Genomic DNA, 24,398 nt, shown 5'->3' on the forward strand with positions numbered 1-24,398 from the left:
CCGCGTTCCGTCAGTTGATCTTCACCAGCGCGCCGCCGATCGTGACCAGCGCGCCGGCCTTGAGCGTGGCATTCGCATCGGCGGCAAGCTCGATCTCGGGCGACTTGATGGTGACCTTGGCCGCCTCGATCTTGATGCTGCTGGCGCCCACCTTCAGCTCGATCGAAGTGCCGGCCTCGATCACGATGGTGGTGCCGACCTTGACGACCTGCTTGCCGTCGATGCCCACGGTCTGGTCGTTGCCGATGGTTAGCGCCTGGTCGTTCTTGATGTCGATCGTCTGGTTGCCCTGGTCCGCCTTCTCGAAGCCGACCTTCAGCGCGTCGTTGTTCTGCACCACCCGCAAGAAGTCGCGCTCGGCGTGCATGTACACCTCTTCCTCTCCCTTCTTGTCCTCAAAGCGCAGCTCGTTGAAGCCGCCGCCGCCTTTCGAGGACTGGCTCTTGACCGTCGCCCGGGTCTGGTGCTGCGGCAAGTCATAGGGCGGCATGGTGTCGGAGTTGTACACGCAGCCGGTCACCAGCGGCCGGTCGGGGTCGCCCTCGAGGAAGCTGACCACCACCTCCATGCCGATGCGCGGCACCGCCATCGCGCCCCAGCCCTTGCCGGCCCAGCCCTGAGCCACCCGCACCCAGCACGAGCTGCGGTCGTCGTCCTCGCCCACGCGGTCCCAGTGGAACTGCACCTTGACGCGGCCATACCGGTCGGTCCAGATCTCCTCGCCCGCCTTGCCGACCACGATCGCCGTCTGCGGCCCGTAGACGCGCGGCCGTGGCACGCTGGGAAGCGGCCGGTAGGGATGCTGGTTGCCGATGGCGCCGATCCGGCAGGAAAACACGAAGCCGCCCCCACCGCTGGCGTAGGCGTTGCCAACGATGTCGTACTGGGCCGAGGTGAGCAGGTAGGCGCGGTTCTGGTCGTCGCGCGGATGCTCGGCCAGCGTGAACAGGCCGCCCGGATACAGGCCGCGGGCGTCGGTCGTCGCCTCGATCCGTTCGCACTGGCCGTGCAGGCATTCGATGCGGGCGCGCGCCCGGGCGCCGCCATCGGCGGCCGCCGTGTACCCGCCCGGGTAGTCGAATATCTCGTAGGAAGGCTGCTCGAAGCCGGCGGTGATGTTCGCCGAGGCCAGCAGGCCGCCGCTGCGGCAACTGCCGGTCTTCTCGAAATCGAAGTCCTGCAGCACCACCTTGCTACTGGCGATCTCGCCGCCGGTCGACCATGCCGACACGCTCTCCTCGGCCCACTTCTCGCGGCGCGCGGCGCGCGCGAACTTCAGGCCGCCATAGCCTCCGATCGCCGCGTGCGCGCTGCCCGAGTCGGCCAGCACCATCGTGTGCCGCTCCGCGCTATGCGTAAAGTAGAAATAGATGCCGGCGCCTTCCAGCAGGCGGCAGACGAAGTCGAAATCGGTCTCGCGGTACTGCACGCAGTACGGCAATGGCGGATAGTCGCCGCTGAGGGCCGTCACCGACAGGCTGGCCGCGCCGCCATAGGCCGCGCACACCTGCTTGACGATGTCCGGCACGGTCATGTCCTGGAAGATGCGGCAGTCCGCGCTGCGCGTGAGCAGCCATGTCCAGGGGTGGACGGTGGCTTCGTAGCTGGCGAATTCGCCCTGCCAGCCGGTGTTCGCGAAGCGTGTGACGATGCCGTTGAAGTGGCGCAGCTCGCCATGCTCGCTGGTGGCGACCGACACCGTCAGCGGCTTGCCCAGCACCGCGCCGATATCCAGGCTGGCGTCGCTCGAGAGCAGCTGCACGCTGAACTCGGACAGCCGTCCCAGCGCCTCGGTTCCGCGCATGCCGGCGAACAGCAGCACGTCGTCCCCGAGCCCGGTCCTGACGCTGACTTCGCGATTCGCCTGGATGGCATCCATGTCGGTGCGCCCGTCAAGGAATCATGGTGATGGCGGTGCCGGGGTGGATGAAGCTGATCACCCCGCCCCAGTTGCAGAAGCACTTCGCCACGTTGTCGAGCGCGGGCATGCCGGCGATGAGGACCGTGGGCGCCCCCGTCACCCATGGCGCGCCGGTGGCCGGCACGCAGGGCATCGGCGTGAGCGCGCCCATGGCGGCCGCGGTGGCGGACGCCACCGCCGGGTTGGCGAGCGAGCTGCACATGCCGAAGGGAAGGATGTTGAGCATCGGCTTGTGGTCCATGATGTTGGCCGCGGGCGGACCTTCGCACAGTACCTTGTTGTTGGGCGGGACCACCAGCGAGGAAGGCGCCGCGCCGAAGCTGCAGCTCATCATCGCTCCCATCGACACCTGATTCGGCATGATCGTCTCCCCTGTGCCGTGCCGCATTTTGTTCATGAAGTATGGAGCAAGATCCTCAAGGCTGCAACGCCTTGCTGGCGGATGCAACAGCTCGTTCCCACCCCGGCTTCAACCGAACCGGTAGGCCAGCGCACCGTCCTGCGCGTCGACCGCGACCGCGCCCACCGCTTCGCCCTGCATCATCCGGGTCAGGAATTCGCGGCTGATATCTGGCAGCATGGTATTTGTCAGGATCGCATCGATCATCCGACCTCCCGATTCGCTCTCGGTACAGCGCGATACCACCAGCTTCACCACCGCGTCGGTATAGGTGAAGGGGATCTTGTAGCGCGCCTCGACCCGCTTCTTGATGCGGTCCAGCTGCAGGCGCACGATGCGGCCCAGCATCTCGTCCGACAGCGGGTAGTAGGGAATCGTCACCAGGCGTCCCAGCAGCGCTGGCGGGAACACCTTCAGCAGCGGCTCGCGCAGGGCCTTGGCCATGCCTTCCGGGTCGGGCATCAGGTCCGGATCGCGGCACAGGCCCGCAATAAGCTCGGTGCCCGCGTTCGTGGTGAGGATGATCAGGGTGTTCTTGAAGTCGATGAAGCGCCCTTCCCCGTCTTCCATGAAGCCCTTGTCGAACACCTGGAAGAAGATCTCGTGCACGTCCGGATGCGCCTTTTCCACCTCGTCGAGCAGCACCACCGAATACGGCTTGCGCCGCACCGCCTCGGTCAGCACCCCGCCCTCGCCATAGCCGACGTAGCCCGGCGGCGCACCCTTCAGGGTGGACACCGTGTGCGCTTCCTGGTACTCGCTCATGTTGATCGTGATGAGGTTCTGCTCGCCCCCGTAGAGCGCTTCGGCCAGCGCCAGCGCGGTCTCGGTCTTGCCCACGCCCGAGGTGCCGGCCAGCATGAACACCCCGACCGGCTTGCCCGGGTTGTCCAGCCCCGCGCGCGAGGTCTGGATGCGCTTGGCGATCATGTCCATCGCGTGGTCCTGGCCGATCACGCGCTCGGCCAGCGTGGCGGCGATGTTGAGGATGGTCTCCATTTCGTTCTTCGCCATGCGCCCGACCGGAATCCCGGTCCAGTCGCCGACCACCGCGGCCACCGCCTGGTAGTCGACCGTGGGCAGGATCAGCGGGTGCTCGCCCTGCAGCGCGGCCAGCTCGGCCTGCACGCCGCGCAGCTCGTCGAGCAGGCCGGCGCGCCCTTCCGGCGCCAGTGGCGCCTCCGCCTGCGCCGCGCTTTCCAGCCGGCTGCCGGTGCCTTCCACCGGCTGGCCGCCCTCGCGCAACCGGGCGCGCAGGGCCAGCAGGCGGTCGACCAGGGCGCGTTCGCCGTTCCAGCGTTCTTCCAGCGCCGCCAGGCGCGTGCGCTCCTCGCCCAGCAGGTCGTTGGCGTCGGCCGCGCGCCTGGCGGTCTCGATCCCGATCGCTTCCTCGCGGCGGATGATGGCCAGCTCCGTTTCCAGCGCCTCGATGCGCTTGCGGCTGTCGTCGACCTCGGGCGGCGTGGCGTGCAGGCTCACCGCCACCCGCGCGCAGGCGGTGTCGATCAGGCTGACCGCCTTGTCGGGCAGCTGGCGCGCCGGGATGTAGCGGTGGCTCAGCCTGACAGCCGCTTCCAGCGCTTCGTCCAGGATCTGCACCTTGTGGTGGCGTTCCATGGTGGAGGCCAGGCCTCGCATCATCAGGATCGCCCGCTCCTCGCCCGGCTCGTCGACCTGGATCGACTGGAAGCGCCGGGTCAGGGCCGGGTCCTTCTCGATGTGTTTCTTGTACTCGGCGAAGGTGGTGGCGCCGATGGTGCGCAGGGTGCCGCGGGCCAGCGCGGGTTTCAGCAGGTTGGCGGCGTCGCCGGTGCCGGCCGCACCGCCCGCGCCGACCAGCGTGTGGGTCTCGTCGATGAACAGGATGATCGGGCGGCTGGCCGCCTGCACCTCATCGATCACCGAACGCAGGCGCTGCTCGAACTCGCCCTTCATGCTGGCGCCGGCCTGCAGCAGGCCGACGTCGAGCGTGCGCAGCTCGACCTCCTTCAGGGAGGGCGGCACGTCGCCGCGCGCAATGCGCTGGGCGAAGCCTTCGACCACCGCCGTCTTGCCCACCCCAGCCTCGCCGATCATGATCGGGTTGTTCTGGCGCCGCCGCATCAGGATGTCGACCATCTGCCGGATCTCGTCGTCGCGTCCGACGATCGGGTCCATCTTCCCTTCCCGGGCCTGCGCCGTGAGGTCGACCGTAAATTTTTTTAGCGCCTCCTGCTTGCCCATCGCGGCCGGGGCGATCGCGCCCGATGCTTCGCCCGGCGCCGCCGCGGTCCCGCCGGTGTAGCCGTCGGTGGCCCCCATCTGCGCTTCCGGCGACGCCGCCAGCAGCTGCGCGAAACTGTCGCCCAGCTGCTCCGCCTTGATGCGTTCGAACTGCTTCGACAGGCCGTACAGGGCGTTGCGCAGGGAACTGGTCTTGAGCATGCCGACCACCAGGTGGCCCGAACGCACTGCCGACTCGCCGAACAGCAGGGTGCCGTACACCCAGGCCCGCTCGACCGCTTCCTCGACCTGCGAGGACAGGTCGGTGACCGAGCTCGCGCCGCGTGGCAGGCGGTCGAGCGCGGCGGTGAGGTCGCGCGCCAGGACCGCGCCATCGAGCTCATAGTGCTTGATGATGCGCAGCAGGTCGGAATCGGGCAGTTGCAGGATCTGGTGCAGCCAGTGCACCAGCTCGACGTAGGGATTCCCGCGCAGCTTGCAGAACACGGTACTGCTTTCGATCGCCCGGTAGCATAGGCCGTTCAACTTGCCGAACAATGCGACGCGGCTGATGTCCGCCATGATCTTCCCCTGTCTAGTGTCGTGATTCGATGCCGGCGCGGCCGATGCGCATGCCGTCCAGCGCGCCTGCCGCCGCGGTGCTGGCCAGCCAGCTGCTCCAGCCGAGCCGGGTCGGCCCGCCCAGGCGCAGCGGCGGGCGCTCGTCCCGCTCCAGGACCAGGCGCACCTCCCAGTCGAGCGCCAGGCCGCAATAGCTGCGCACCCAGGCCAGCAGGCGCCGCAGGCTGTCCCCGCCGGGCATGAAGCGCTGGTAGTCCTCGTAGCCGAGCGGCCCGAGCACGATGCGGAACTTGTTCTGGCAATCCCACACCTTGCGCCCGAGTACCAGCGAGCTGCCCAGCCGGTTGCCCTCGCCGGCAGTGCCGGCGCCGATGCGGCTCTGCACCTCCTCCGGCAGCGCCATCCAGTGGCCGACGAACTGCTCGATGCGCAGCGGCAGCCCGAAGTAGGCGCGCAGGATGCAGGCCAGGCCGGCGGCCGGGCGCGCGCGCCTGGCCAGCAGGCCAGCGAAATGCAGCTTGGCGAAGTCGCCGATGGCGTCGCGCTCGCGCAGGGCCGGGCTGCCGATGCCGAACAGGCTGCCGACGAACACCGAGAAACGGTCGCCGTCCGGGCCCGCGCGGTCCAGGCTGACCACCGGCTCGGCGCTGGCGCGCGCGCGGTAGAACAGCGACAGCAGCCGGTGGTGGAACACGTCGAGGAAGGCCAGCAGGGTCGGATCGCCGCCCTGACGCAGGCGGTCGCGCACGTATTCGGTCAGGTGGAGTGGCAGCGGGCCGTTGGCGCCCAGCAGGCCGAAGAAGTTCACCGCCAGGCGCGCACGCGCGTCGGGGCCGCTCCTCAGGAATTGTCCGAGCGCCGCCGGGTGGAAGCACAGCGAAGGGTCCTGGCCGAGCCGCAGCGCATCGTCGCGCGGGCGCAGCGAGCTGCCGATGCGCGGCAGCTGCGGATGCGCATTCTCGACCAGGCGCAGCACCTGGAAGAAATCCATGCGGGCGGACCTTGCTTCGAGCTCGGCCTCGAGCGCTATAGGATCGCGCATGCGCCTCCCCTGGCCGGCCAGCGCATGATGGGACCGCGCGCCAGCGTCCTGACCACCGTCTCGGTGAAGGCGTTGACCGACACGTATTCGGTGAAGAACTCGGACAGCACGGCGCCCAGCAGGAAGGCATTGCTGCCCTCGAAGGCGGCGTCGTCGAAGAGCAGGCTGATTTCGATCCCGCGGCCGAAGGTGATCGGCCCCGGAGAAGGCATGCGGCGCGTGACCGCTTTCGCGCTCACCGAGCGCAGGCCCTCGACCTGGCGCTGACCGTGCAGGTCGGCCGGAGCGCAATACAGGGCCAGCAGCTCGCGCAGGGCCACCGCGCCCTGCTCGGCATCGGTATCGAGCAGCGACAGGTAGTTCAGCGACAGGTGGTTCAGCAGGCGCCAGGTAGCGCTGCCCTCGGCGAAGGAAGGCAGCGGCTGGCTCGGTCCTGCCACGCAGCGCACGGCGCTCACCGGCGCTCCGGCATCGAGGATGAAATCGGTCTTGCCGGTCCCGATCGGCATCGCCAGCGGCAGGTCGCGGTTGGTGCACAGCACGCCCAGCCCGAGCTGGCGCAGTGCGCTCGAATAAGGTGCCTGGGCCGCATCAACGATCGCGACGAAGGTCTCGCTGCCGACGTAGCTCGAGCGCGGCCCGTCGCGCCGCTGGCGCTGGGACAGCATGCGCGGCTCGCGGCGCACCTGGAAATAGGCCTGGGCGGCGTCGCCGCCGGCCAGGTCGCGCGCCGTGTAGAAGGGCCGGAAGCCCTGCTCGGCCTCCGGCCCGCTGCCATAGCCGGTGACCGATTCGACGCTGTACACCTCGTAGTCGAGCGGGCGGGTACGGTCCACCAGCACGTGGTACTCGAACTGCTCGCCGGTCAGGTTGATACGGTCGGCGCGGCGCTCGAACAGGTTGACCACCGGCGTGCAGTGCAGCGCCAGGTGGCTGGCATCCAGGGTCTTTTCGAGCTGGGCGTCACCCTGCCTGAGCAGGATGGTGAGCTCCACTTCTTGCTCAGGACAGCGCCGCAGCGCCGCCTGCAGCCCGCACAGGTCGACGAACTGGTAGCGCTGGGGGAAGGCGAAGTATTCCTGCAGCAGGCGGTAGCCGGCGAAGCTGCGGCGCGCGCCGGGCAGCAGCGCATCCTCGTCCTGGAAGCCGCGGGCGCGCAGCGCCGTCTTCGGCAGCAGCACGTGCCAGGCGGCGGGCCGCGCCACCGGCGTGACCAGCACCCCTTCGATCGCGCCCAGCAGCAGTTCGTAGATACGCAGCGGCAGCGCATCGGCCCCGCGCAGGTGCAGGCCGAGGCAATCGAGCGGCAGGTCGCGGAAGGCGGGGGCGCTGGTGCGCAGGCGCAGCCGGATCCCGGCCTTAGCCGCCGGCGGCAGCTGCACGCCCGCCTGCAGGCCGCCGATGGTGAAGAACCTGGCCTCGAGCAGTTCGACCGGCCACAGGGTCAGCGCATGGGCGCTGCGGTATTCGCAGGCGGTGTTGTCGCCCTTGCCCAGCACGCTGCGCATGGCGCTGCCACGCGGCACCCGGAAACCCTTCTGCAGGGCCGGGTTGCCGAGGTCGGGCTGCAGCTGCACCACCGCCATCGAGGGCGTGGGCGCCAGGAACTGCGGATACACCAGCTCGGCCAGGTGCTGGGTGAAGCGGGGAAACTCGGCGTCGATCTTCATCTGTACCCGCGCGGCCAGGAAGCTGAAGCCTTCCAGCAGGCGCTCGACGTAAGGGTCGGCACACTCGAAACCGTCCAGGCCGAGGCGGCCGGCGATCTTCGGATAGGCCTGGGCGAACTCGCCGCCCATCTCGCGCAGGTGCTGCAGTTCCTGGCTGTAGTAACGCAGCAGGCGCGGGTTCATGCGTGGCTCCTGGCGCCGCTTTCGACCAGGGTCACGGCGCCGCGTTCCAGGTCGAGCTCGGTCTTGAGATAGAGCCGCTCCGGATAGGGCTGGGCCCACATGTCGGCCTCGATCTCGAAACCGAGCTTGTTGTGCTCGACGCCGGCGTCGGCCAGCGCGCGCACGCTCACGGTGCCGCGCACCAGGCGCGGCTCGAAGTCCCAGATCGCCTGGCGGATCGCGCGTTCCAGGCGCGGCAGGTTCAGGTTGGCGATCGAATTGCCCGACAGGTCGGGCACGCCGTAGTTGAGCACGGAATTGGACAGGTGCGGCAGGCGCGGCGCATCCATGGACGACAGCAGGCAGGTGGTATTGAGCAGCCAGGCCAGGTCGCGCAGCACGCCTTCGCGCAGGGTGCGCAGCGACAGCACGCGGCGTTCGCGCGGCTCGGCCTGGGTACCGGGCTCCTCGTCGGTGAGGCGGTCCAGCAGCGAAGGCTGCAGCCGCTCCCTGGGCGCCAGTTCAGCCATGCTGCGCCACCTCGGCCTTGTCGGTATCCGCGCCGTCCTCCAGCACGGCATCGAAGGCGATCTCGCGTGCATCGAGCAGCGGATGGTCGCCGGCATCGCTGACGAACATGCGCTGGCCCAGCACTTCCTCGCCGCGCCATTCGGTGCGGCGCCCGAGCAGCAGGCCGTCGTCGCCGCTGGCGGCGGTGCCGCTGTAGCGCGCCGGCACCAGGCCCACGCTGCCGGCGCCATTGGACCAGGTGAAGCTGGCCGGGCTCCAGACAGTGTCGCGCAGGTCGGCCGGCGCTTCGAAAGCGATGTGGCGGATGCGGCACAGGGGAATCCAGAAATAGCGGCCATCGACGATCGCTTCCAGCACCGGGCCCAGGCGCAGGTCGGCGTCGGCCAGCCAGGCGAAGCGGGTGCCGTCGATGCTCCCCGCCGAGGCGGGGGCCGCGTCCAGGGCCTGGGCACGCGCATCGGCGGCGCGTGCCGGGTCGGACGCATCGTGCTTCAGGGCCTCGATCAGCTGCGCCAGCCAAGGCTGCGGTTCGCCGAACACGAGCGGCATGCGCAGGCCTGCGAAGATGTCGGCGCGCAGGGCCTCGCACTGGATCGCCGCCCGGTAGGTCTGCACCATCGGCAGGGTGGCGGCATCGAGCTCGCCGGCGACCTTGAGCTGGACCAGGGCGCGCGGCCACTGCCCCATCACGGCCAGCAGCTGGAACAGGAACACGCGCAGCTTCGCGTTCGCGGCATCCTTGCGGACCGCGTCCTGCAGCGCGGCCAGCGCGGCGCCGAGATCCCCTTCACGGACAAGCTGTTGCGCAAGCATTCGAATCTCCCGGCCGCGGCGCGGCCCATGGTGGATGGTGCTGGAGTCGCCGCGCGCCCCGCCGCCTGCGGGCGCAGCGCGCGGAATCGGGCCGCTCAGGCCACGTTGCCGTGGTTCTCGGCGATGTTCCAGGTGAAGGTCTTGTCGCCCGCCACCGTGCCCTTGCTGTCCTGTGGCGTGTAGGCGAAGCTGACCTTGCCGAAGTTCAGGGTCACGTTTTCGGTGAGGCGGTCTTCGCCGCCGCTGCCGCCGGTCGAGATCGAGGTCACCAGCACCTCTTCCATCGTGATCAGGATGTACTTGTGCTGGCCCTCGCCTGCCTTGCGCACCAGCAGCTCCGCCTTCTCGATGTGGCTGCCCTTGGCCAGCGCGTTCATCAGCGCGTTCGACGAGCTGTCGATGTACTTGGTGAAGGACAGGTCCTGGAAGTTGGCCTTGCCCGCGCCGCCGCCGCCGCCCGTGTGGGTGGTGCCCGACTGGCTCATTCCCCAGCTCCAGGCGAGGATGTCGATGTCGCCCTTCGCACCCTGCTCCTTGTCGCGCGACTCGCCCTTGATGGCGCCGCCCATATTGATGAACATATCCAATGCCATGTCACTCTCCGGTTATTGCCGGGCGCACGAAGGCCCGGCGTGGTTGCACACCCCTATGCGCGGACGGCCCACCCGCCCGCGCCCACTCGACAACAGGTAATTCAGGCCTTGGCCGACGGCAGCTTCGAGACCAGCCGCAGCGACACGGTCAGGCCCTCGAGCTGGTAGTGTGGCCGCAGGAAGAACTTGGACGTGTAGTAGCCCGGGTTGCCTTCGACTTCCTCCAGCACGACCTCGGCCGCCGCCAGCGGCTTCCTGGCCTTGGTCGATTCGCTCGAACTGGCCGGGTCGCCATCGACGTACTGCATGATCCACTTGGTCAGCCAGCGCTGCATCTCGTCCTTTTCCTTGAACGAGCCGAGCTTGTCGCGCACGATGCATTTCAGGTAGTGCGCGAAACGCGTGGTGGCGAACAGGTAAGGCAGGCGCGCCGCGAGGTTGGCGTTGGCGGTGGCATCCGGGTCGTCGTACTCGGCCGGCTTGTGCATCGACTGGGCGCCGATGAAGGCGGCGAAGTCGGTGTTCTTCTTGTGCACCAGCGGCATGAAGCCGTTGGCGGCCAGCTCGGCCTCGCGCCGGTCGGAAATCGCGATCTCGGTCGGGCACTGCATGTCGACGCCGCCGTCGTCGGTCGGGAAGGAATGCACCGGCAGGCCCTCGACGGCGCCGCCCGACTCGATGCCGCGGATGCGCGAGCACCAGCCGTATTCCTTGAACGAGCGGTTGATGTTGACCGCCATCGCGTAGGCGGCATTGGCCCAGGTGTAGTTCCTGCTGCCCGCGGCCGAGGTGTCTTCCTCGAAGTCGAATTCCTCGACCGGGTCGGTGCGCGCCCCGTAGGGCTGGCGCGCCAGGAAGCGCGGCATGGCCAGCGCCACGTAGCGCGCATCCTCGGACTCGCGGAAGGAACGCCAGGCGGCGTGCTCCGGGGTCTGGAAGATCTTGGTGAGGTCGCGCGGGTTGGCCAGTTCCTGCCACGATTCCATCAGCATCACCGAGGGCGCGGCGGCGGCGATGAAAGGCGCGTGCGCGGCCGCGGCCACCTTCGACATCGCAGTGAGCAGCTCGACGTCGGGCGCGCTGTTGTCGAAGTAGTAGTCGGCCACCAGCGCGCCATAGGGCTCGCCGCCGAACTGGCCGTATTCTTCCTCGTACATCTTCTTGAAGATCGGGCTCTGGTCCCAGGCCGTGCCCTTGAACTTCTTGAGGGTCTTGCCCAGTTCGTTCTTCGAGATGTTCAGCACCCGGATCTTGAGCATCTCGTCGGTCTCGGTATTGCTGACCAGGTAGTGCAGGCCGCGCCAGGCCGCCTCCACTTTCTGGAATTCGGGCGTGTGCAGGATCAGGTTGATCTGCTCGCTCAGCTTGCGGTCCAGCTCCGCGATCAGTCCTTCGATCGTCGCCAGCACGTCGCCCGATACCACGTTGCTGCCCTGGAGGGCCTGCTCGGCCAGGGTGCGCACCGCGTTCTCGACCGATTCCCGGGCCTTGTCCGACTGCGGCTTGAATTCCTTCTGCAGCAGGCTGCCGAAATCGCTCAATTCGGTCCCGGCCTGGTCCCGTTCCATCACTTCCTGTAGTTCAGCCATCGTGTTCTCCCCGCTGTTCTGGTTATGCCTGCGGCTTGGGCGCCGAGGTCAGGGCCTGCATCAACGCCGGTTCCGCCAGCAGCCTGGCGATCAGGTCTTCGGCCCCGGTCTTGCCGTCCATGTAGGTCATCAGGTTGGACAGCTGGGTGCGCGCCTCGAGCAGCTTGTTGAGCGAGCCGACCTTGCGCGCCACCGCGGCCGGCGTGAAGTCGTCCATGCTCTCGAAGGTCATCTCGACCGCGAGATTGCCTTCGCCGGTGAGGGTGTTCGGCACCTGCACCGCGACGCGCGGCTTCATCGCTTTCAGGCGCTCGTCGAAATTGTCGACATCGATCTCGAGGAACTTGCGCTCGGCCACCGGCGCCAGCGGATCGGCCGGCTGCCCCGACAGGTCGGCCATCACCCCCATCACGAAAGGCAGCTGGATCTTCTTTTCCGCGCCGTATACCTCGACGTCGTATTCGATCTGCACGCGCGGCGCCCGGTTGCGCGCGATGAACTTCTGGCTACTCTCTTTACCCACGATTGACACCCCCCTGTGTAAACGGCACGTTGTCGTTGCTGCCCCGGCCCTGCAATACCCGTCGATTGTTCCCCGCTATTTTCACGATCACGTTTCGCTATCCTGCCGTGCCAGCTCGGGGCCGCGGATCACGGCCATCTGCGCCACGCCGTCCGGCGCCAGGTCCTGCAGGATCTCGAAGAAAGTCATCGGCACCAGCCGCCTGGCGCGTTCGAGCAGGATCGGCACCGGGCTCGAAGGCTCGTGCTGGCGGTAGTACTGGACCAGGCGCTCGAGCGTGCGCAGCACGTCGTCGCGGGTGGCGATATCGGTCCCGTTGCCGCCGCGTGCGCGCGCGGCCGGCGCGCTGCCGGCGGTGGCCGGCGTCGCTTCCTGCGCGATGGCTACGGGCGCCGCGGCGCCCTGCTGGCGCGCCAGGAACTCATGCGCCTTGCGCAGCGGGCGCACCAGCGGATCCAGGTTCAGGGCCTGCGCGCTGCCCACCTGGCGCACCAGGCCCACCTCGATGTTGACCGCGGCGTCCAGCGCACGGCCGAGCGTCGCGAGTGCCGCCGGCAGCGCACCCGGCGCGAGGTCGGCGATCGCACGCTCGATCGAGGCCGGCGCGACGCGTTCCGCCTCGTCGCCGGCGGCGGCTTCGCCGTTCGCGATCTCGAGCAGGCGGATGCTGAGCGGACCGAGCCCGGGCAGGACCAGCAGGCTGGCCTCCTTCAGCTCGCGCACCAGGGTACCGGCATCGGCCAGGATGGCGAGGGAATTGATGCGCAGGGTCGGATCGTTGCCGTCGTCGCTGTCGAGCATCGGATGGACGCTGTCCCAGCGCTCGGCCAGCAGGCGCTCGATCAGCACCAGGCCGTCGGCCAGGCCGGCGATGCCGTCCAGCGCCAGCTCGGCGCGCAGCAGGTGGAGCGCCAGGCGCAGGTCGCGGCTGCGTCCGAGCAGCTCGCCCGCCATGCGGCGCACCGCTTTCCAGTCGGGCGGCACGGCCGGCGTGATGGTCGCGCCGTATTGCACTTCGGGCTTGCCGACCGCCTCGCGCTCCAGGGCCAGGAAGGCCGGGTCGTATTCCAGGTCGGGCCCGCAGGGCGCGCCGGGTTCGACTTCCAACAGCAGGGCCTCGAGGTCGATAGTGCTCATCCGTACTCCACGACATGCAGCGTTGGCGAAACTGCCGATGGAACCAGCCCCGGGGCCTGCTCCTTTATTGGTGAACCTTTACCGCAGGCTCTTTATCGCTAAAAATCCTATACCAACAAGCGATCAAGAATAAAGAAATATTATTGGTTTTTGCAGAAATTAATTGCAGAGATATTAATCATTGATTTCCCCTTTCTTGGCCCGGCCGTGCGGGCGCAAATAGCGTTCCGGCTGCGGCGGATAGCCGCAGAACAGGACACGAAAGGAAGGGAAAATGCGCAGCGCCGCTATCGCTTGCGGCCGGGACGGACCTGGGTGGAATGGTGATGGCGGCCGTGCAGGAAATGGCCGGCCTTGCCAGGCAGGTTCTCGTACAGAGAGAAACATGCCGGAACACGGCCCTGGACGCGGACAGGGCCGGAAAGAACATCGCTTGCATGGACGCGCATTATTGTTCTCCTGATGGAGCTGGGCCGGCGAGCGCTGATGCGCCGGCTCGCCGCCATGCACATGGCATGACGTTCATTATCTGGATATTTACATTGCAATTCAAGAGAATGTTCGTATTTGTATATTTACAACGAAAAATAGAGTATAGGAAATACCATTTGTCACTATTTACATGGATTTCATCCACCCATCTGTTTGTTGACAGTTGATCCCGCATCATGGCGCAAAAGATCTGGCTTGGTGTTATCAACTAGCTCATAATGCACGCATCAGCCAGCGACCTCTCCCATGAGCACTTCACCCGAAGACGACCGCACTGTGCTTTCCAGCGCCCCGCCGCCAGGGCCGGCGCCGGCCGCCGCCGGAGCCCACGAGCGCAGCAATGCCTTGCCGCCCGGGACCCGCCTGGGCGAGTTCGAGATCACCGGCATCCTGGGCGAAGGCGGCTTCGGCATCGTTTATCTCGCCTACGATAGCTCGCTCGAGCGCCAGGTTGCGCTCAAGGAGTACATGCCCTCCTTCGCCGCGCGCTCGACCGAGGTCCACGTCAGCGTGCGCTCGGCGCAGAATGCGGAGAGCTACGAGGCTGGGCTGCGCAGTTTCGTCAACGAAGCGCGCCTGCTGGCGCAGTTCGACCACCCCTCGCTGGTCAAGGTATACCGCTTCTGGGAAGCGAACGGCACCGCCTACATGGTGATGCCCTACTACCGCGGGGCCACGCTGAAGCAGACCCTGAAAGACCTGCCCGCCGCGCCCGACGAGGCCTGGCTGCGGCAGCTGCTCGCGCCGCTGCTCGACGCGCTCGACCAGATCCACCAGCATCAGTGCTTCCACCGCGACATCGCTCCGGACAACATCCTGATGCTGGAAGAAGGCCGCCCGCTACTGCTCGATTTCGGCGCCGCGCGGCGCGCGATCGGCGACATGAACCAGGCCTTCACCGTGATCCTCAAGCAGAACTACGCGCCGATCGAGCAGTACGCGGAAATGCCGGGCATGCGCCAGGGGCCCTGGACCGACCTGTATGCGCTGGCCTCGGTGGTGCACTTCGCGATCGACGGACGGGCTCCGCCGCCGGCCGTCAGCCGCATGATGGCGGATCCCTACGTACCGCTCGCCGCCCGTTATGCGGAGCGCTACAGCGGCGCCTTCCTGGAAGCGATCGACCGCGCGCTCGCGTTCCGGCCGGAAGACCGGCCCCAGGACGTGGCGGCGCTGCGTGCCCTGCTCGGGCTGGACACGATAGCGGTGCGCGCAGCGCCGCCCGCAGCACCGCCCCATGCTACGTCGGCACCGGACCCCGATCGCCGGCATCCGCGCTCCGACACCGCGCAGCCGGCCCGCGCCGCGCCGCGTGGCAGCGCCATGCTGCTCGGGGCCGGCGCCGCAGTCGTGCTGGGCGCGGCTGGGTGGTGGGCCTACGCGGAGATGCAAGGAAAGCCGCCAGGCGCGCATGCGGGCAGGGCCGCGGAGACGGTGCCGCCGCGCGCGTCCGCGCTGCGGCAAGCACCCGCACCCACAGCGGCGCCGGCGCAAGTGCCTGCGCCCGCGCCCGTACCGGCTGCGTTGACGCCGGCCCTGGCCCTCGATGCCGTGCTGGCGGGCGCCAGCCCCGAACGCCAGGTGAGCGTACGGGTGGAGAACCCGCGCCTGCGGATCAACCGCGACATGATCCGCTTCTCGGTGCGTTCCTCGCACGCCGGCTTCGTGTACGTCTACATGGTGGGTGCGCAAGGAAACGACTTCCACCTGCTGTTTCCCAACGCAGTGGACCGCAAGAACCGCATCGGCGCCGGCGCGACGCTGGACCTGCCGCGCCCGCGCTGGCCGCTACGGGCCAGCGGCCCGGAAGGCACCGACCGCTTGCTGGTGATGGTGTCCGACAGGCCGCGCGACTTCAGCGCCACGGGCATGGCGACGGAAGGCGACTTTTCCGCCTTCCCGTTCGCGCGCGCCGCCGAGCTGCAGCGACGGCATACCGGGGCCGCGCCGCTGTATGCCGGCACCCCGGTCTGCCTGGAGATGCCCTGCCCAGGCGACTACGGCGCCGCCGCCTTCACCGTCGAGGAAGTCCGGGAATAGGCACCGTCAGCGCGTCAGGTTGACGATGGTGACGCGCCGGTTTTCCGGAGCCTGCGGGTTCGCCTTGTTCATCGGTTCCCGTGACCCCTTGCCGACCGCATCCAGCCGCGCCGCATCGATCTGCAACTGGTTGACCAGGTAGTCGCGCACCGACTGGGCGCGCAGCTGCGACAGCTTGAGGTTGGCGGCCGCGCCGCCGCGCGGATCGGCGTGGCCCTCGATGGCGAAGCGGGCTCCGGAAAGCTTGTCCGAGCTGAGTGCCTGCCCGACCGCGTCGAGCGAGGTCTTGGCGCGTTCCGACAGGTTGGCCGAGTTGGTATCGAAGGTGATCAGGAGATGCGCCTTGGCCGGTGCCGCGGCGGGCGCCGGCGTGCCGGCGTCCTCGCGCACGATCTTGAAACCGCGCATGCGGACCGGCTTCTTCGGCGTCAGGGCGTCGACCAGCGTGTTCACATCCGCCTCGCCTTCCTTTAGTACGGGACCATCCTGCGCACCGGCAGGCACGGCGGCCAGCATGGCGCAAAACACGAGCATGGAACGGACATTCATGGTGAGCTCCTCGGGAAGTGATGTTCTGGCGCACAAGACAGGGATGGAAGCGCGCGCACGCGCTTGAGGACGAGCGGCCCGCCGGCAGGGTGCGGGTGCGGCGGAAGCCACCAGTCCGGCGCCACGAGGACGGCGCCACCTGCCGCGGCACCGGGTGCGGCGGAGCCATCGGTCCGCCGGCGCGACTGGATAGGTGACGCCGCTTGCTCCACCATCGTTTCACCTCAGAAAACGACCCAGGAAAGAAGAAGCGCTCCGGCTTGCGGACTGCGCAGTACGTTCAAGACTACGTTCAATTTTCTCGAATGACAACCAGTTTCTTTGGACTTGTGCCGCTTCTGCGCAACGGCTTCCGTGCAAGTTTCAGGACGCAAGAATCATCACTCAAGGTTTCAGCGTCAACATCTCTGCCAAGCATCAAGGCTGCCGGTCTTGCCGCCGCTAGAATCGGTCCGACCGAGCCGGATCCGCCGCGACTCGACATTCGTGCATGGGAGACAGCAAGCATCATGGCGTTCCGGCAGCATCCAACTGGTTCAGGGCGGTCGCGCCAGGACGGCGCCTTTGCGGTCATGTTCGTTCCGCTGCTGCTGGTGGTCATCGGCCTGTGCGGGCTCGCCATCGACATGGCCCGGATCTATAACCGCAAGGTCGACATGCATGGAATCGCCAAGGCCGCGGCACTCGCGGCGGCGCGCGAACTGAACGGCACGCCGCAGGGCATCGTGGCGGCCAAGCTGGCTGCCGCCGAGGCAGTCGGCAAGCTGCGCTACCAGCATTTTTTCGAAGGCACGGCCCCCGTCTGGAGCGATGAAGCGCTCAGTTTCAGCGATGCGTCCGCGCGCTCCGGCACCTGGCTGCCGGCTTCCAGCGTCGGCACCGGCATGCCCCAGGTCCAGGCGGCCGGGCTGTTCTTTGCCCGGGTCGATACGGCCGCCCTCGGCGCGGCGGCCAGCCGGGTAGACACCTATTTCATCAAGGTCCTCGCGCGCGTCCTGCGCGACGACCTGGCTGCGGTGGATGTGTCCGACAGCGCCATCGCGGGACGCAGTGCGATCAAGATCACCCCACTGGCCGTATGCGCCATGGCGCCCGATGCCGCCGCCGTGCGCGAAGCGGACGCGCCTTCCGGCGCCAAGCTCAAGGAACTGGTGCAGTACGGCTTCCGGCGCGGCGTCAGCTACGACCTCATGCAACTGAACCCGAAAGGCATGGCGCCGGCGCGCTACGCGGTCAATCCCGTGCTGGAACCCGGACAGACCGGTCCCGAACTGGACATCCGGACGCTGGCGCCCTTCGCCTGCACCGGTTCGATGTGGGTGAGGCGGATCACCGGCGGGGCGGTGCGCGTCTCCGAGCTCCCCGCCGCCGAGCCGCTGGCCGCCCTGCGCAGCGCGCTCAATACCCGCTTCGACACGTATTCCGGCACCACCTGCACCCCTGATGGCGGGGCGCCGGACACCAACATCAGGCTGTATTCCTACGACCAGGCGAATGGCGCCGCGTGGATGAGTCCCGGCACCGGCAGCGTTGCCGCGCTCTCCACGACCGTGCGCGGCCGGCTCGAAACCGTGGCCGACCTGCCAGCGCCGCCGCCCGCGCCGGGCGACTACGGTCCGCTATGGTCGTATGCGCGGGCAGCGCGCGCGCCCTCCTCCGCGCAGGAACAGGAACCGGAGGACGGGTATGCCACGTTCGCCACCGCCGACTGGCCGGCGCTCTACCCTTCCGGGCCGAGCGCGCAGGGCTACCCGGCCGCTCCCGCCGCGCCCTACCAGGCGCGCTCGGCGCCCAGCGCCTTTTATGCGCCGCCGCGCACCGCCCACAAGCTGCTCGCGCTACCCGAGCGGCGGGTGCTCAACATTCCGCTGCTCGACTGCGCCGCCGGTGCGCCATCCGGTGCGAACACGGGTGCCCATGTGGTCGGGGTCGGCAGGTTCTTCATGACCGTGATGGCCACCAACGAGCGCCTGGTGGGCGAATTCGCGGGTTTGCTGCCCCCGCAGGCAGTGGCGGCGCAGGTGGAGCTGTATCCATGAACGAGTCCTTGTCCATCCCCGGATGCCGCGGCGAGCGGCGCCAGCGCGGCCTGGCCGCGATCGAATTCGCCCTGTGCTTGCCGGTACTGGTCGCGCTGCTCGTGCTTCCGGTGTTCTTTGCCCGGGCATTCTGGCATTACACGATGGCGCAGAAGGCGGCGCAGAACGCCGCCCGCTACCTGGCCGGGGCATCGGCCGCCGAGCTGGGCGCGGCGGACGCGCCGCAGGCGGCCGGCAAGGTCGCGCGCGAGATCGTCCAGCGCCAGATCGCCGAGATGGCGCAGGATGCGGTGGTGAGCGGGATCGACGTCGCCTGCGACGAGTCCAGCTGCGCCGGCACGCCGGAAGGAAAGCTTCCCGCCACGGTGCGCGTCAGTTTCCAGGTCACGATGTCCGAGCCTGGCGGCCTGGCCGCCTTCGGCTGGTTCGACCTGCCGATCAACGCCAGCTATACCCTGCGCCATGCCGGCAACTGAGCTGCCACGCGTGCGTCCGCCACGCCCTGCGCGGACCCAGGCCGGGGCCACCGCGGTGGAGTTCGCGGTACTGGCCCTGCTTTTCTTTACGGTGGTGTTTGGCCTCGTGGAAACGGCGCGCCTGCTGTTTGTCTACAATACCCTGCAGGAGGTAACGCGGCGCGCGGCCGAGGCGGCGGTGAGCGCTTATCCGCGCGAGCATGGCGTGCTGAACGCGGTCCGGCAATATGCGGTCTTCCGCACGGACCCGGGCCAACTCATCATGGCGCCCCCGGTGACCGATGCCCACGTGCGGCTGATCTACCTGAACGCCGACCTGGCGGTGGTCCCGCAAGGAAACTGGCCGGCAAGCGCCGCCGCGAACCGGCTGATCTGCATGCTCAACCCACGCGCCAAGACCTGCATCCGGTTCGTCCAGGCCAGCATTTGCGACCTTACCGACAGCGAGGACTGCCATGCCGTCCAGTCGCAACTGATGGTGCCCCTGGTCGACCTGCGGGTTCCGCTGCATCGGGCCACGACCATCGTGCCGGTCGAGTCCTTCGGCTACGTGCCGGGTACGCCGCCGCCGCTGCCGCCGGTCTGCGGTTGTCCGTAAGTCCGATCGCTACACCCGCTCGAGCACATCGTGCACAGCGCAAAGCGCCCCTCGCTGCGCTGCAGCTGGCAGCTTGCGGTGGCAACCAGGCGCGCACCGCTCATGCCGAGCGGGTGCCCCAGCGCGATCGCCCCGCCGTTCGGATCGACGCGCGTATCGTCGTCCTGCAACCCCAGCATCCGCAGCACCGCCAGCCCCTGCGCGGCGAAGGCTTCGTTCAGCTCGATCAGATCGAACTGCGCGAGCGTCATGCCGAGCTGGCGCAGCGGGGAACAGGGTGATCAAGAGCGCGGTTCCCGGCGCCGACCACGCGGTGATGACCGGGACCTTCAGCCGCCAGCTGAGGAAGATACCGGCGACCGCCGCCCCGACCGCGATCCCCCATACCCAGGACGCGAACATGTCGCTCGACACCTGGGCCGCCTGGGCCGCCTGGTAGAAGATGGCCAGCGGTGCCGAGAACGACACCAGCACCGTGAGGAAACCGGCGGCGATGGCCGGCAGCAGCGCGCCGGCAGCGGCGGAACCCGGCTGCGTCGCCCTGGGCGACACGGCCGCTTGCGCATCGGCGCGGACCGCTTGCCCCGCGTGCCCGCCGGTCGGGGTCTGGCCGCCAGTCTGCATCGTGTCTCCCGTCGTTGATCGTTCGGTGGCGAGGTCTGTGCCGCCTCGTCTTGATTGCAGCGTAGATAAGCCAGGCGACCGCGTCCAAGACTGATTGGGTATTCGCTCGATACCCGCCGGGTATCGCGGGGGCGGCCGGCGCCAGGACGCGCGCGGAGGTGCCGGCACGCGCTAGGGCTGGTCCGGCGCGATGATGTCGCCGACCGGTGCGTCCGGGTGCACGTTCAGCGCGCGCAGCACGTCCTGCGTCACGGCTGCGAACACCGGCGCCGCCACCAGCCCACCGTAATGGCCGCCGGCGGTCGGCTCGTCCACCATCACCGCGACGATGATGCGCGGGTCGGACACCGGCGCCAGGCCGACGAAGCTGGCCACGTAGCGGTTGACATAGCGTCCCGCCTCGACCTTGTGCGCGGTGCTGGTCTTGCCGGCCACGCGGTAGCCCGCCACGCGCGCGCGCGAGGCGGTTCCTTCCGGCCCGGCGGCGCGTTCCATCATGGCGCGCACTTCGCGCGCGATGGGGCCAGGGATGACCTGGCGCGCCGCCGGCGCGTCGTGGCGCTTGAGCAGCGTGACCGGCACGATCTCGCCGTCGCGCGCGAACACCAGGTAGGCGCAAGCCAGCTGCATCAGCGAGGTCGACAGGCCATGGCCGTAGGAGATGGTGGCCTGCTCGATCGGGCGCCAGCTGTGGTGCGGCCGCAGGCGGCCGGCGACGCTGCCGGGAAAGCCGAGGTCAGGCGCCTGCCCGAACCCGACCTCGGTGAAGAGCGTCCACATGCTCTCCGGCCGCATCTGCAGCGCCAGCCTGGCGGTGCCGATGTTCGACGATTTTTCCAGCACCTGGGACACCGTCAGTGTGCCGTGGCGGCTGGCGTCGCCGATCGACGCGCTGCCGATGCGCAGTCGCCCGCCCCCGGTCTCGACCAGCGTGTGCGGCGTGGCGATGCCCTGCTCCAGCGCCAGCGCGATCGTGAACGGCTTTACCACCGAGCCGGGTTCGAAGGTGTCGGTCAGGACGCGGTTGCGCAGCTGCGCCCCGCTCAGGCGCCCCCGGTCGTTCGGATCGTAGTCCGGCAGGTTGGCCAGGGCCAGCACTTCGCCGCTGCGCACGTCGAGCACGACGATGCCGCCAGCCTTGGCCTGGTGCCGCTCGAGCGCGGCGGCCAGGTGGGTGCGCGCGATATGCTGCAGGTTGCGGTCGATCGACAGCGACAGGTCGCGGCCGTCGATGGCGGGCCGCATGGTGCCGAGGTCCTGCGCCAGGTGGCCGAGCCGGTCGCGGATCACGCGCCGCGCACCGGGCCTGCCCAGCAGGTCTTGCTGCCTGGCCAGCTCCATGCCTTCCTGGCCGGCGTCTTCGATGTCGGTGAAGCCGACCAGGTGCGCCGCGATACCGCCTTCTGGATAGTGGCGGCGCGTGTCTTCCCGGGTCGCGATGCCGGGGATGCCAAGCGCCAGGATGCGCCGCGCGGTCTCGACGTCTACCTGCCGCTTCAGGTAGACGAAGGACCGGTCCGAGGCCAGGCGGGCGCGCACCGTCCCCTCGTCCATCTCGAGCAGGCGCGCCAGTTCGCGCAGGCTGGCGGGATCCGCGCCGGCGGCATGCCCCGGATTGGCCCACACCGTGCGCGCCGGAATGGACACCGCGAGCACCCTGCCCTGGCGGTCGAGGATGCGCCCGCGGCTGGCCGGCAGCTCCAGCGTGCGCAGGTAGCGCGCGGCGCCCTGCTCCTGCAGGAAGCCTTCCGACACCGCCTGCAGCCAGGCCGCGCGCGCGGCCAGCAGCGCGAACAGCGTCGAGATCACGAACAGCACACAGCGCGAGCGCCAGGCGGGCAGCGCCGGCGCCAGCAGACGACTGGTGGTGAATGCGACGCCATTACCGGTGGCCACCCGGGCGCTGCCGCGCGCCATCAGCCTTCGCCGCCGGCGGCGTCGAGCGCGCCCGGCCTGCCGCGGCCCGGCACCGGCAGGGCGAGCGACATGCGCAAGGCGGCCAGGCGCAGGCCGAAGCCGGCCGCCAGCGCGACCAAGGTCGCCACGTCGCGCCCGACTCCGTAGTGAAGCTGCGCCATGTAGAGCGCGCCGGTCGCCAGCGCCACCGTTGCGTACAGGTCGCGCCGCAGCACCAGCGGTACCTGGTTGCATACGATGTCGCGCAGCAGGCCGCCGGCCGTTCCGGTAATCATTCCCATCAACACCACCACCGCCACGTGCACCCCGGCGGCGGCCGCGACGTCGCAGCCGATGATCGAGAACGCCACCAGTCCCAGGGCATCGAGCAGCAGGAAGGCAGACTTCAGGCGCTGCAGCAGTTGCGCGGCCGCCGCCGCGGCCAGCGCCGCGCCCACCGTGAACAGCAGGTATTCGGGATGCTGCACCCAGCCGAGCGGATAGTGGCCGAGCAGCATGTCACGAACCGAGCCGCCGCCCAGGGCGGTCACGGTGCCGACCAGCGCGACGCCGAACACGTCCATCTTGCGGCGCATGGCCGTCAGCGCGCCCGATCCGGCCTCGGCCGAGATAGCGATCAGGTAAATAATGTGGAGCATCAGCGTTGTTCCCGACGAGGTGGAAGCGCCGATTCTGGCTTGGCCCTGGCTTTTCATGAAAGCGGCCTGAAGAGTTTTACTGTATGCGTAAAATTTCTTCGTTTGCAGTACGGCCCGCCGTTTGCCGCTACCATGGTCGCTTTTCCAAAGAACCGATGGATCTCGACTCCAAACAAGCCGAAGCGTTCCTGGCCGTGGCGGAAACCGGCAGTTTCGAGCGTGCCGGCGCGCGCCTGAACATCACGCCGTCGGCGGTCTCGCAGCGCCTGCGCGTTCTCGAGTCATCGCTCGGCAAGCCCATGATCGTGCGCAGCCGGCCATGCCGGCCGACGCCGATGGGGCAGCGCCTGCTGCAATACCTGCGTCGCGCCCAATTGCTCAAGACCGACTTCGAGGCCGACATCCGCAATGGCGAGGCCGGCGCGACCACCGTGTCGATGGCCCTGAACTCGGACAGCCTGGGCACCTGGTTCTTTCCGGCCCTGGCGGGCCTGCTGGCGCGGGACCAGTTCATCCTCGACCTGGTGGTCGAAGACCAGGACCATACATTCGCCCTGCTCAAGACCGGGATGGTGATCGGCTGCGTGAGCACCGTGGCCGAGCCGATGCGCGGCTGCAGCGTCGAGGCGCTCGGCACCATGCGCTACCGGCTGGTGGCCAGCCGCGCCTTCTGCCAGCGCTGGCTGCCCGATGGCCTGACGCGCGAGGCCGCGCGGCGCGCCCCGGTGGTGGCCTATACCCGCAAGGACACGCTGGGGTCGAACCTGCTGCTGGAGCATTTCGGGCTTCCTGAAGGCGCCTATCCCTGCCACTACGTGCCGGGGACCGAAGCCCATTTCCAGGCGGTCCGCTATGGCATCGGCTATGCGATGGTGCCGCAGTGGCTGCTGGACAAGCACGACGACCGCGCCGACCCGCTGGTCGACCTGGCGCGCGCGCATCCGACCGATGTCGCGCTGTACTGGCATACGTGGAAGCTGCAATCGCCACGGATGGACGAGCTGTCGCGGCATATCGTTACGGCGGCGCGCGCGATGCTGGACGGCTGAAGGGGTGGAACGGGACGGCGCTACGGCAAGCTTGCGGGGCGGCGCCGCCCCTGCCTCAGAAGCCGGCCTCGCGCCAGAACAGTGTCGCTAGCGCACGCGCGAAGCGGATGCCCGGCGCCTCCCACTCGCGCTGGATTGCTAGCGAGCCTCCTCGCCTGGAATAGTCGCCGCAAGACCCTTGCGGGCAAGTCTGAACACAGCGGCCAAGATCAGCAGAACAAGCCCCGGTAGCCATGGATTGAATCCATCAAACGTGGGATCAGCTTCCCGTTGCTGGTTCCAGCTTATGAAGAGATAGACTGTCAACAAAACACCAAGTATGGAACAGGTATATTGACCGAATACCAAGGCGACACTCAAGAGCTTGTTCATAGGTTTCCCCGTTACTGGATTCGGATAGAGCGGTGGCTTTGGCCCTGCTGTTTCAGTGACCGAGATGATTCCTGATGAAGTGATAGAGGGGCGTCGCGTCCAATACGCTAGATACATGAAGGAGCCCTGCAATCAAACACAGTACAATTCCCGCGGACAAAATGAAACCGATCAGCCTGAGTGCAACATAAACGGCAGCGCCCAAGACTGCTCCAGCACATGCAAATACACCGGTGTAGAGAACAAATTCTGGTACAGACCAGTTAGCTTGTGTGAGACCGTACCAGCAACCAAGGCCGAAGAAGACAAAGCCAAAAAACTTCGCCCATCCACCTACCGTTGGCCTGCTAGCACTGTTACCGCTATGACGACTCCAGGCTGAAGTGAACGATGTCTTGTCCGGACTCCACTGGTCCCGAAACTGCTGCTCTCGCTCGGC

The 24,398-nt window shown here is 68.2% G+C and carries 20 protein-coding genes and 2 pseudogenes; 5 read left to right on the forward strand and 17 right to left on the reverse strand.

All coding sequences use genetic code 11. From position 1 onward, the window contains the following. Positions 1-10: 10 nt before the first annotated feature. The 11 genes from LE190_RS10535 to tssA form a co-directional block, all read right to left on the reverse strand. Positions 11-1,879, reverse strand: coding sequence for a type VI secretion system Vgr family protein (locus LE190_RS10535; protein ID WP_225238651.1), 1,869 nt, complete (start codon positions 1,877-1,879; stop codon positions 11-13). 13 nt (positions 1,880-1,892) lie between these two features. Continuing rightward, positions 1,893-2,282 (reverse strand): DUF4280 domain-containing protein, encoded by a 390-nt coding sequence (locus LE190_RS10540; protein WP_225238652.1) that lies wholly within the window; start codon positions 2,280-2,282, stop codon positions 1,893-1,895. 108 nt (positions 2,283-2,390) lie between these two features. Next, positions 2,391-5,105 (reverse strand): type VI secretion system ATPase TssH, encoded by a 2,715-nt coding sequence (gene tssH / locus LE190_RS10545; RefSeq protein WP_225238653.1) that lies wholly within the window; start codon positions 5,103-5,105, stop codon positions 2,391-2,393. A 13-nt stretch (positions 5,106-5,118) separates the two neighbouring features. Continuing rightward, a complete protein-coding gene (gene tssG / locus LE190_RS10550) occupies positions 5,119-6,147 on the reverse strand; it encodes a type VI secretion system baseplate subunit TssG (RefSeq protein WP_225238654.1) in 1,029 nt (342 codons plus the stop codon). Then, positions 6,132-8,000: a type VI secretion system baseplate subunit TssF gene (gene tssF, locus LE190_RS10555; RefSeq protein ID WP_225238655.1), complete on the reverse strand. Its 1,869-nt coding sequence runs from the start codon at positions 7,998-8,000 to the stop codon at positions 6,132-6,134. Before tssF ends, tssG begins: the two co-directional genes overlap by 16 nt. Continuing rightward, on the reverse strand, positions 7,997-8,509 hold the full coding sequence (tssE, locus tag LE190_RS10560) for a type VI secretion system baseplate subunit TssE (RefSeq protein WP_224944374.1): 513 nt from the start codon (positions 8,507-8,509) through the stop codon (positions 7,997-7,999). The genes tssF and tssE overlap by 4 nt, the downstream gene beginning before the upstream one ends. Then, positions 8,502-9,323, reverse strand: coding sequence for a type VI secretion system accessory protein TagJ (locus LE190_RS10565; RefSeq protein ID WP_225238656.1), 822 nt, complete (start codon positions 9,321-9,323; stop codon positions 8,502-8,504). Before LE190_RS10565 ends, tssE begins: the two co-directional genes overlap by 8 nt. 95 nt (positions 9,324-9,418) lie before the next feature. After that, positions 9,419-9,916, reverse strand: coding sequence for an Hcp family type VI secretion system effector (locus LE190_RS10570; RefSeq protein ID WP_224944370.1), 498 nt, complete (start codon positions 9,914-9,916; stop codon positions 9,419-9,421). A gap of 101 nt (positions 9,917-10,017) precedes the next feature. After that, the gene (tssC, locus tag LE190_RS10575; RefSeq protein ID WP_225238657.1) at positions 10,018-11,505 is read right to left on the reverse strand and encodes a type VI secretion system contractile sheath large subunit; all 1,488 of its coding nucleotides are present in this window, start codon (positions 11,503-11,505) and stop codon (positions 10,018-10,020) included. 22 nt (positions 11,506-11,527) lie between these two features. Beyond that, positions 11,528-12,028, reverse strand: coding sequence for a type VI secretion system contractile sheath small subunit (gene tssB, locus LE190_RS10580; protein WP_224944368.1), 501 nt, complete (start codon positions 12,026-12,028; stop codon positions 11,528-11,530). Between the two features lie 87 nt (positions 12,029-12,115). After that, the gene (tssA, locus tag LE190_RS10585; protein WP_225238658.1) at positions 12,116-13,165 is read right to left on the reverse strand and encodes a type VI secretion system protein TssA; all 1,050 of its coding nucleotides are present in this window, start codon (positions 13,163-13,165) and stop codon (positions 12,116-12,118) included. Between the two features lie 738 nt (positions 13,166-13,903). Between tssA and LE190_RS10590 the strand changes: the two genes are divergently transcribed. Continuing rightward, complete coding sequence (locus LE190_RS10590) at positions 13,904-15,697, forward strand: serine/threonine protein kinase (RefSeq protein WP_225238659.1); 1,794 nt, start codon at positions 13,904-13,906, stop codon at positions 15,695-15,697. 6 nt (positions 15,698-15,703) lie between these two features. On the opposite strand, the gene LE190_RS10595 is transcribed toward LE190_RS10590, so the two are convergent. Continuing rightward, positions 15,704-16,246 carry an OmpA family protein gene (locus LE190_RS10595; protein WP_225238660.1) on the reverse strand — a complete coding sequence of 181 codons (543 nt, stop codon included), beginning with the start codon at positions 16,244-16,246 and terminating at the stop codon, positions 15,704-15,706. Positions 16,247-16,755: 509 nt separating this feature from the next. On the opposite strand from LE190_RS10595, the gene LE190_RS10600 reads away from it, so the two are divergent. The 3 genes from LE190_RS10600 to LE190_RS10610 are packed head-to-tail and all read left to right on the forward strand — an operon-like array spanning position 16,756 to position 19,359. Beyond that, entirely contained in the window at positions 16,756-18,285 is a 1,530-nt protein-coding gene (locus LE190_RS10600) for a pilus assembly protein TadG-related protein (RefSeq protein WP_267875312.1), read from the forward strand. Then, entirely contained in the window at positions 18,282-18,761 is a 480-nt protein-coding gene (locus LE190_RS10605; protein WP_225238662.1) for a TadE/TadG family type IV pilus assembly protein, read from the forward strand. Before LE190_RS10600 ends, LE190_RS10605 begins: the two co-directional genes overlap by 4 nt. A gap of 10 nt (positions 18,762-18,771) precedes the next feature. Next, on the forward strand, positions 18,772-19,359 hold the full coding sequence (locus LE190_RS10610; RefSeq protein WP_225238663.1) for a TadE/TadG family type IV pilus assembly protein: 588 nt from the start codon (positions 18,772-18,774) through the stop codon (positions 19,357-19,359). Here LE190_RS10610 and LE190_RS21910 read toward each other — a convergent pair. From LE190_RS21910 to LE190_RS10625, 4 genes and pseudogenes are all read right to left on the reverse strand, one after another. Beyond that, a pseudogene (locus LE190_RS21910) lies at positions 19,308-19,625 on the reverse strand (hypothetical protein); the annotation flags it as partial. The gene LE190_RS10610 and the pseudogene LE190_RS21910 overlap by 52 nt on opposite strands. A gap of 1 nt (position 19,626) precedes the next feature. Beyond that, positions 19,627-19,911 (reverse strand): annotated as a pseudogene (locus tag LE190_RS21915) (benzoate/H(+) symporter BenE family transporter); the annotation flags it as partial. A gap of 243 nt (positions 19,912-20,154) precedes the next feature. Then, a complete protein-coding gene (locus LE190_RS10620) occupies positions 20,155-21,900 on the reverse strand; it encodes a peptidoglycan D,D-transpeptidase FtsI family protein (protein ID WP_225238664.1) in 1,746 nt (581 codons plus the stop codon). Continuing rightward, positions 21,900-22,538, reverse strand: coding sequence for a trimeric intracellular cation channel family protein (locus LE190_RS10625; RefSeq protein ID WP_225238665.1), 639 nt, complete (start codon positions 22,536-22,538; stop codon positions 21,900-21,902). Before LE190_RS10625 ends, LE190_RS10620 begins: the two co-directional genes overlap by 1 nt. Positions 22,539-22,693: 155 nt before the next feature. Here LE190_RS10625 and argP point away from each other — a divergent pair, with 155 nt between their 5' ends. Then, positions 22,694-23,587, forward strand: coding sequence for an HTH-type transcriptional regulator ArgP (argP, locus tag LE190_RS10630; protein ID WP_225238666.1), 894 nt, complete (start codon positions 22,694-22,696; stop codon positions 23,585-23,587). A gap of 138 nt (positions 23,588-23,725) precedes the next feature. Here argP and LE190_RS10635 read toward each other — a convergent pair whose 3' ends face one another. Further along, positions 23,726-23,959 (reverse strand): hypothetical protein, encoded by a 234-nt coding sequence (locus tag LE190_RS10635; protein ID WP_225238667.1) that lies wholly within the window; start codon positions 23,957-23,959, stop codon positions 23,726-23,728. Positions 23,960-24,398: the final 439 nt, after the last annotated feature.

Source organism: Massilia hydrophila (assembly GCF_020208145.1).
In the GTDB taxonomy this organism is placed as follows: Bacteria; Pseudomonadota; Gammaproteobacteria; order Burkholderiales; family Burkholderiaceae_D; genus Telluria; species Telluria hydrophila.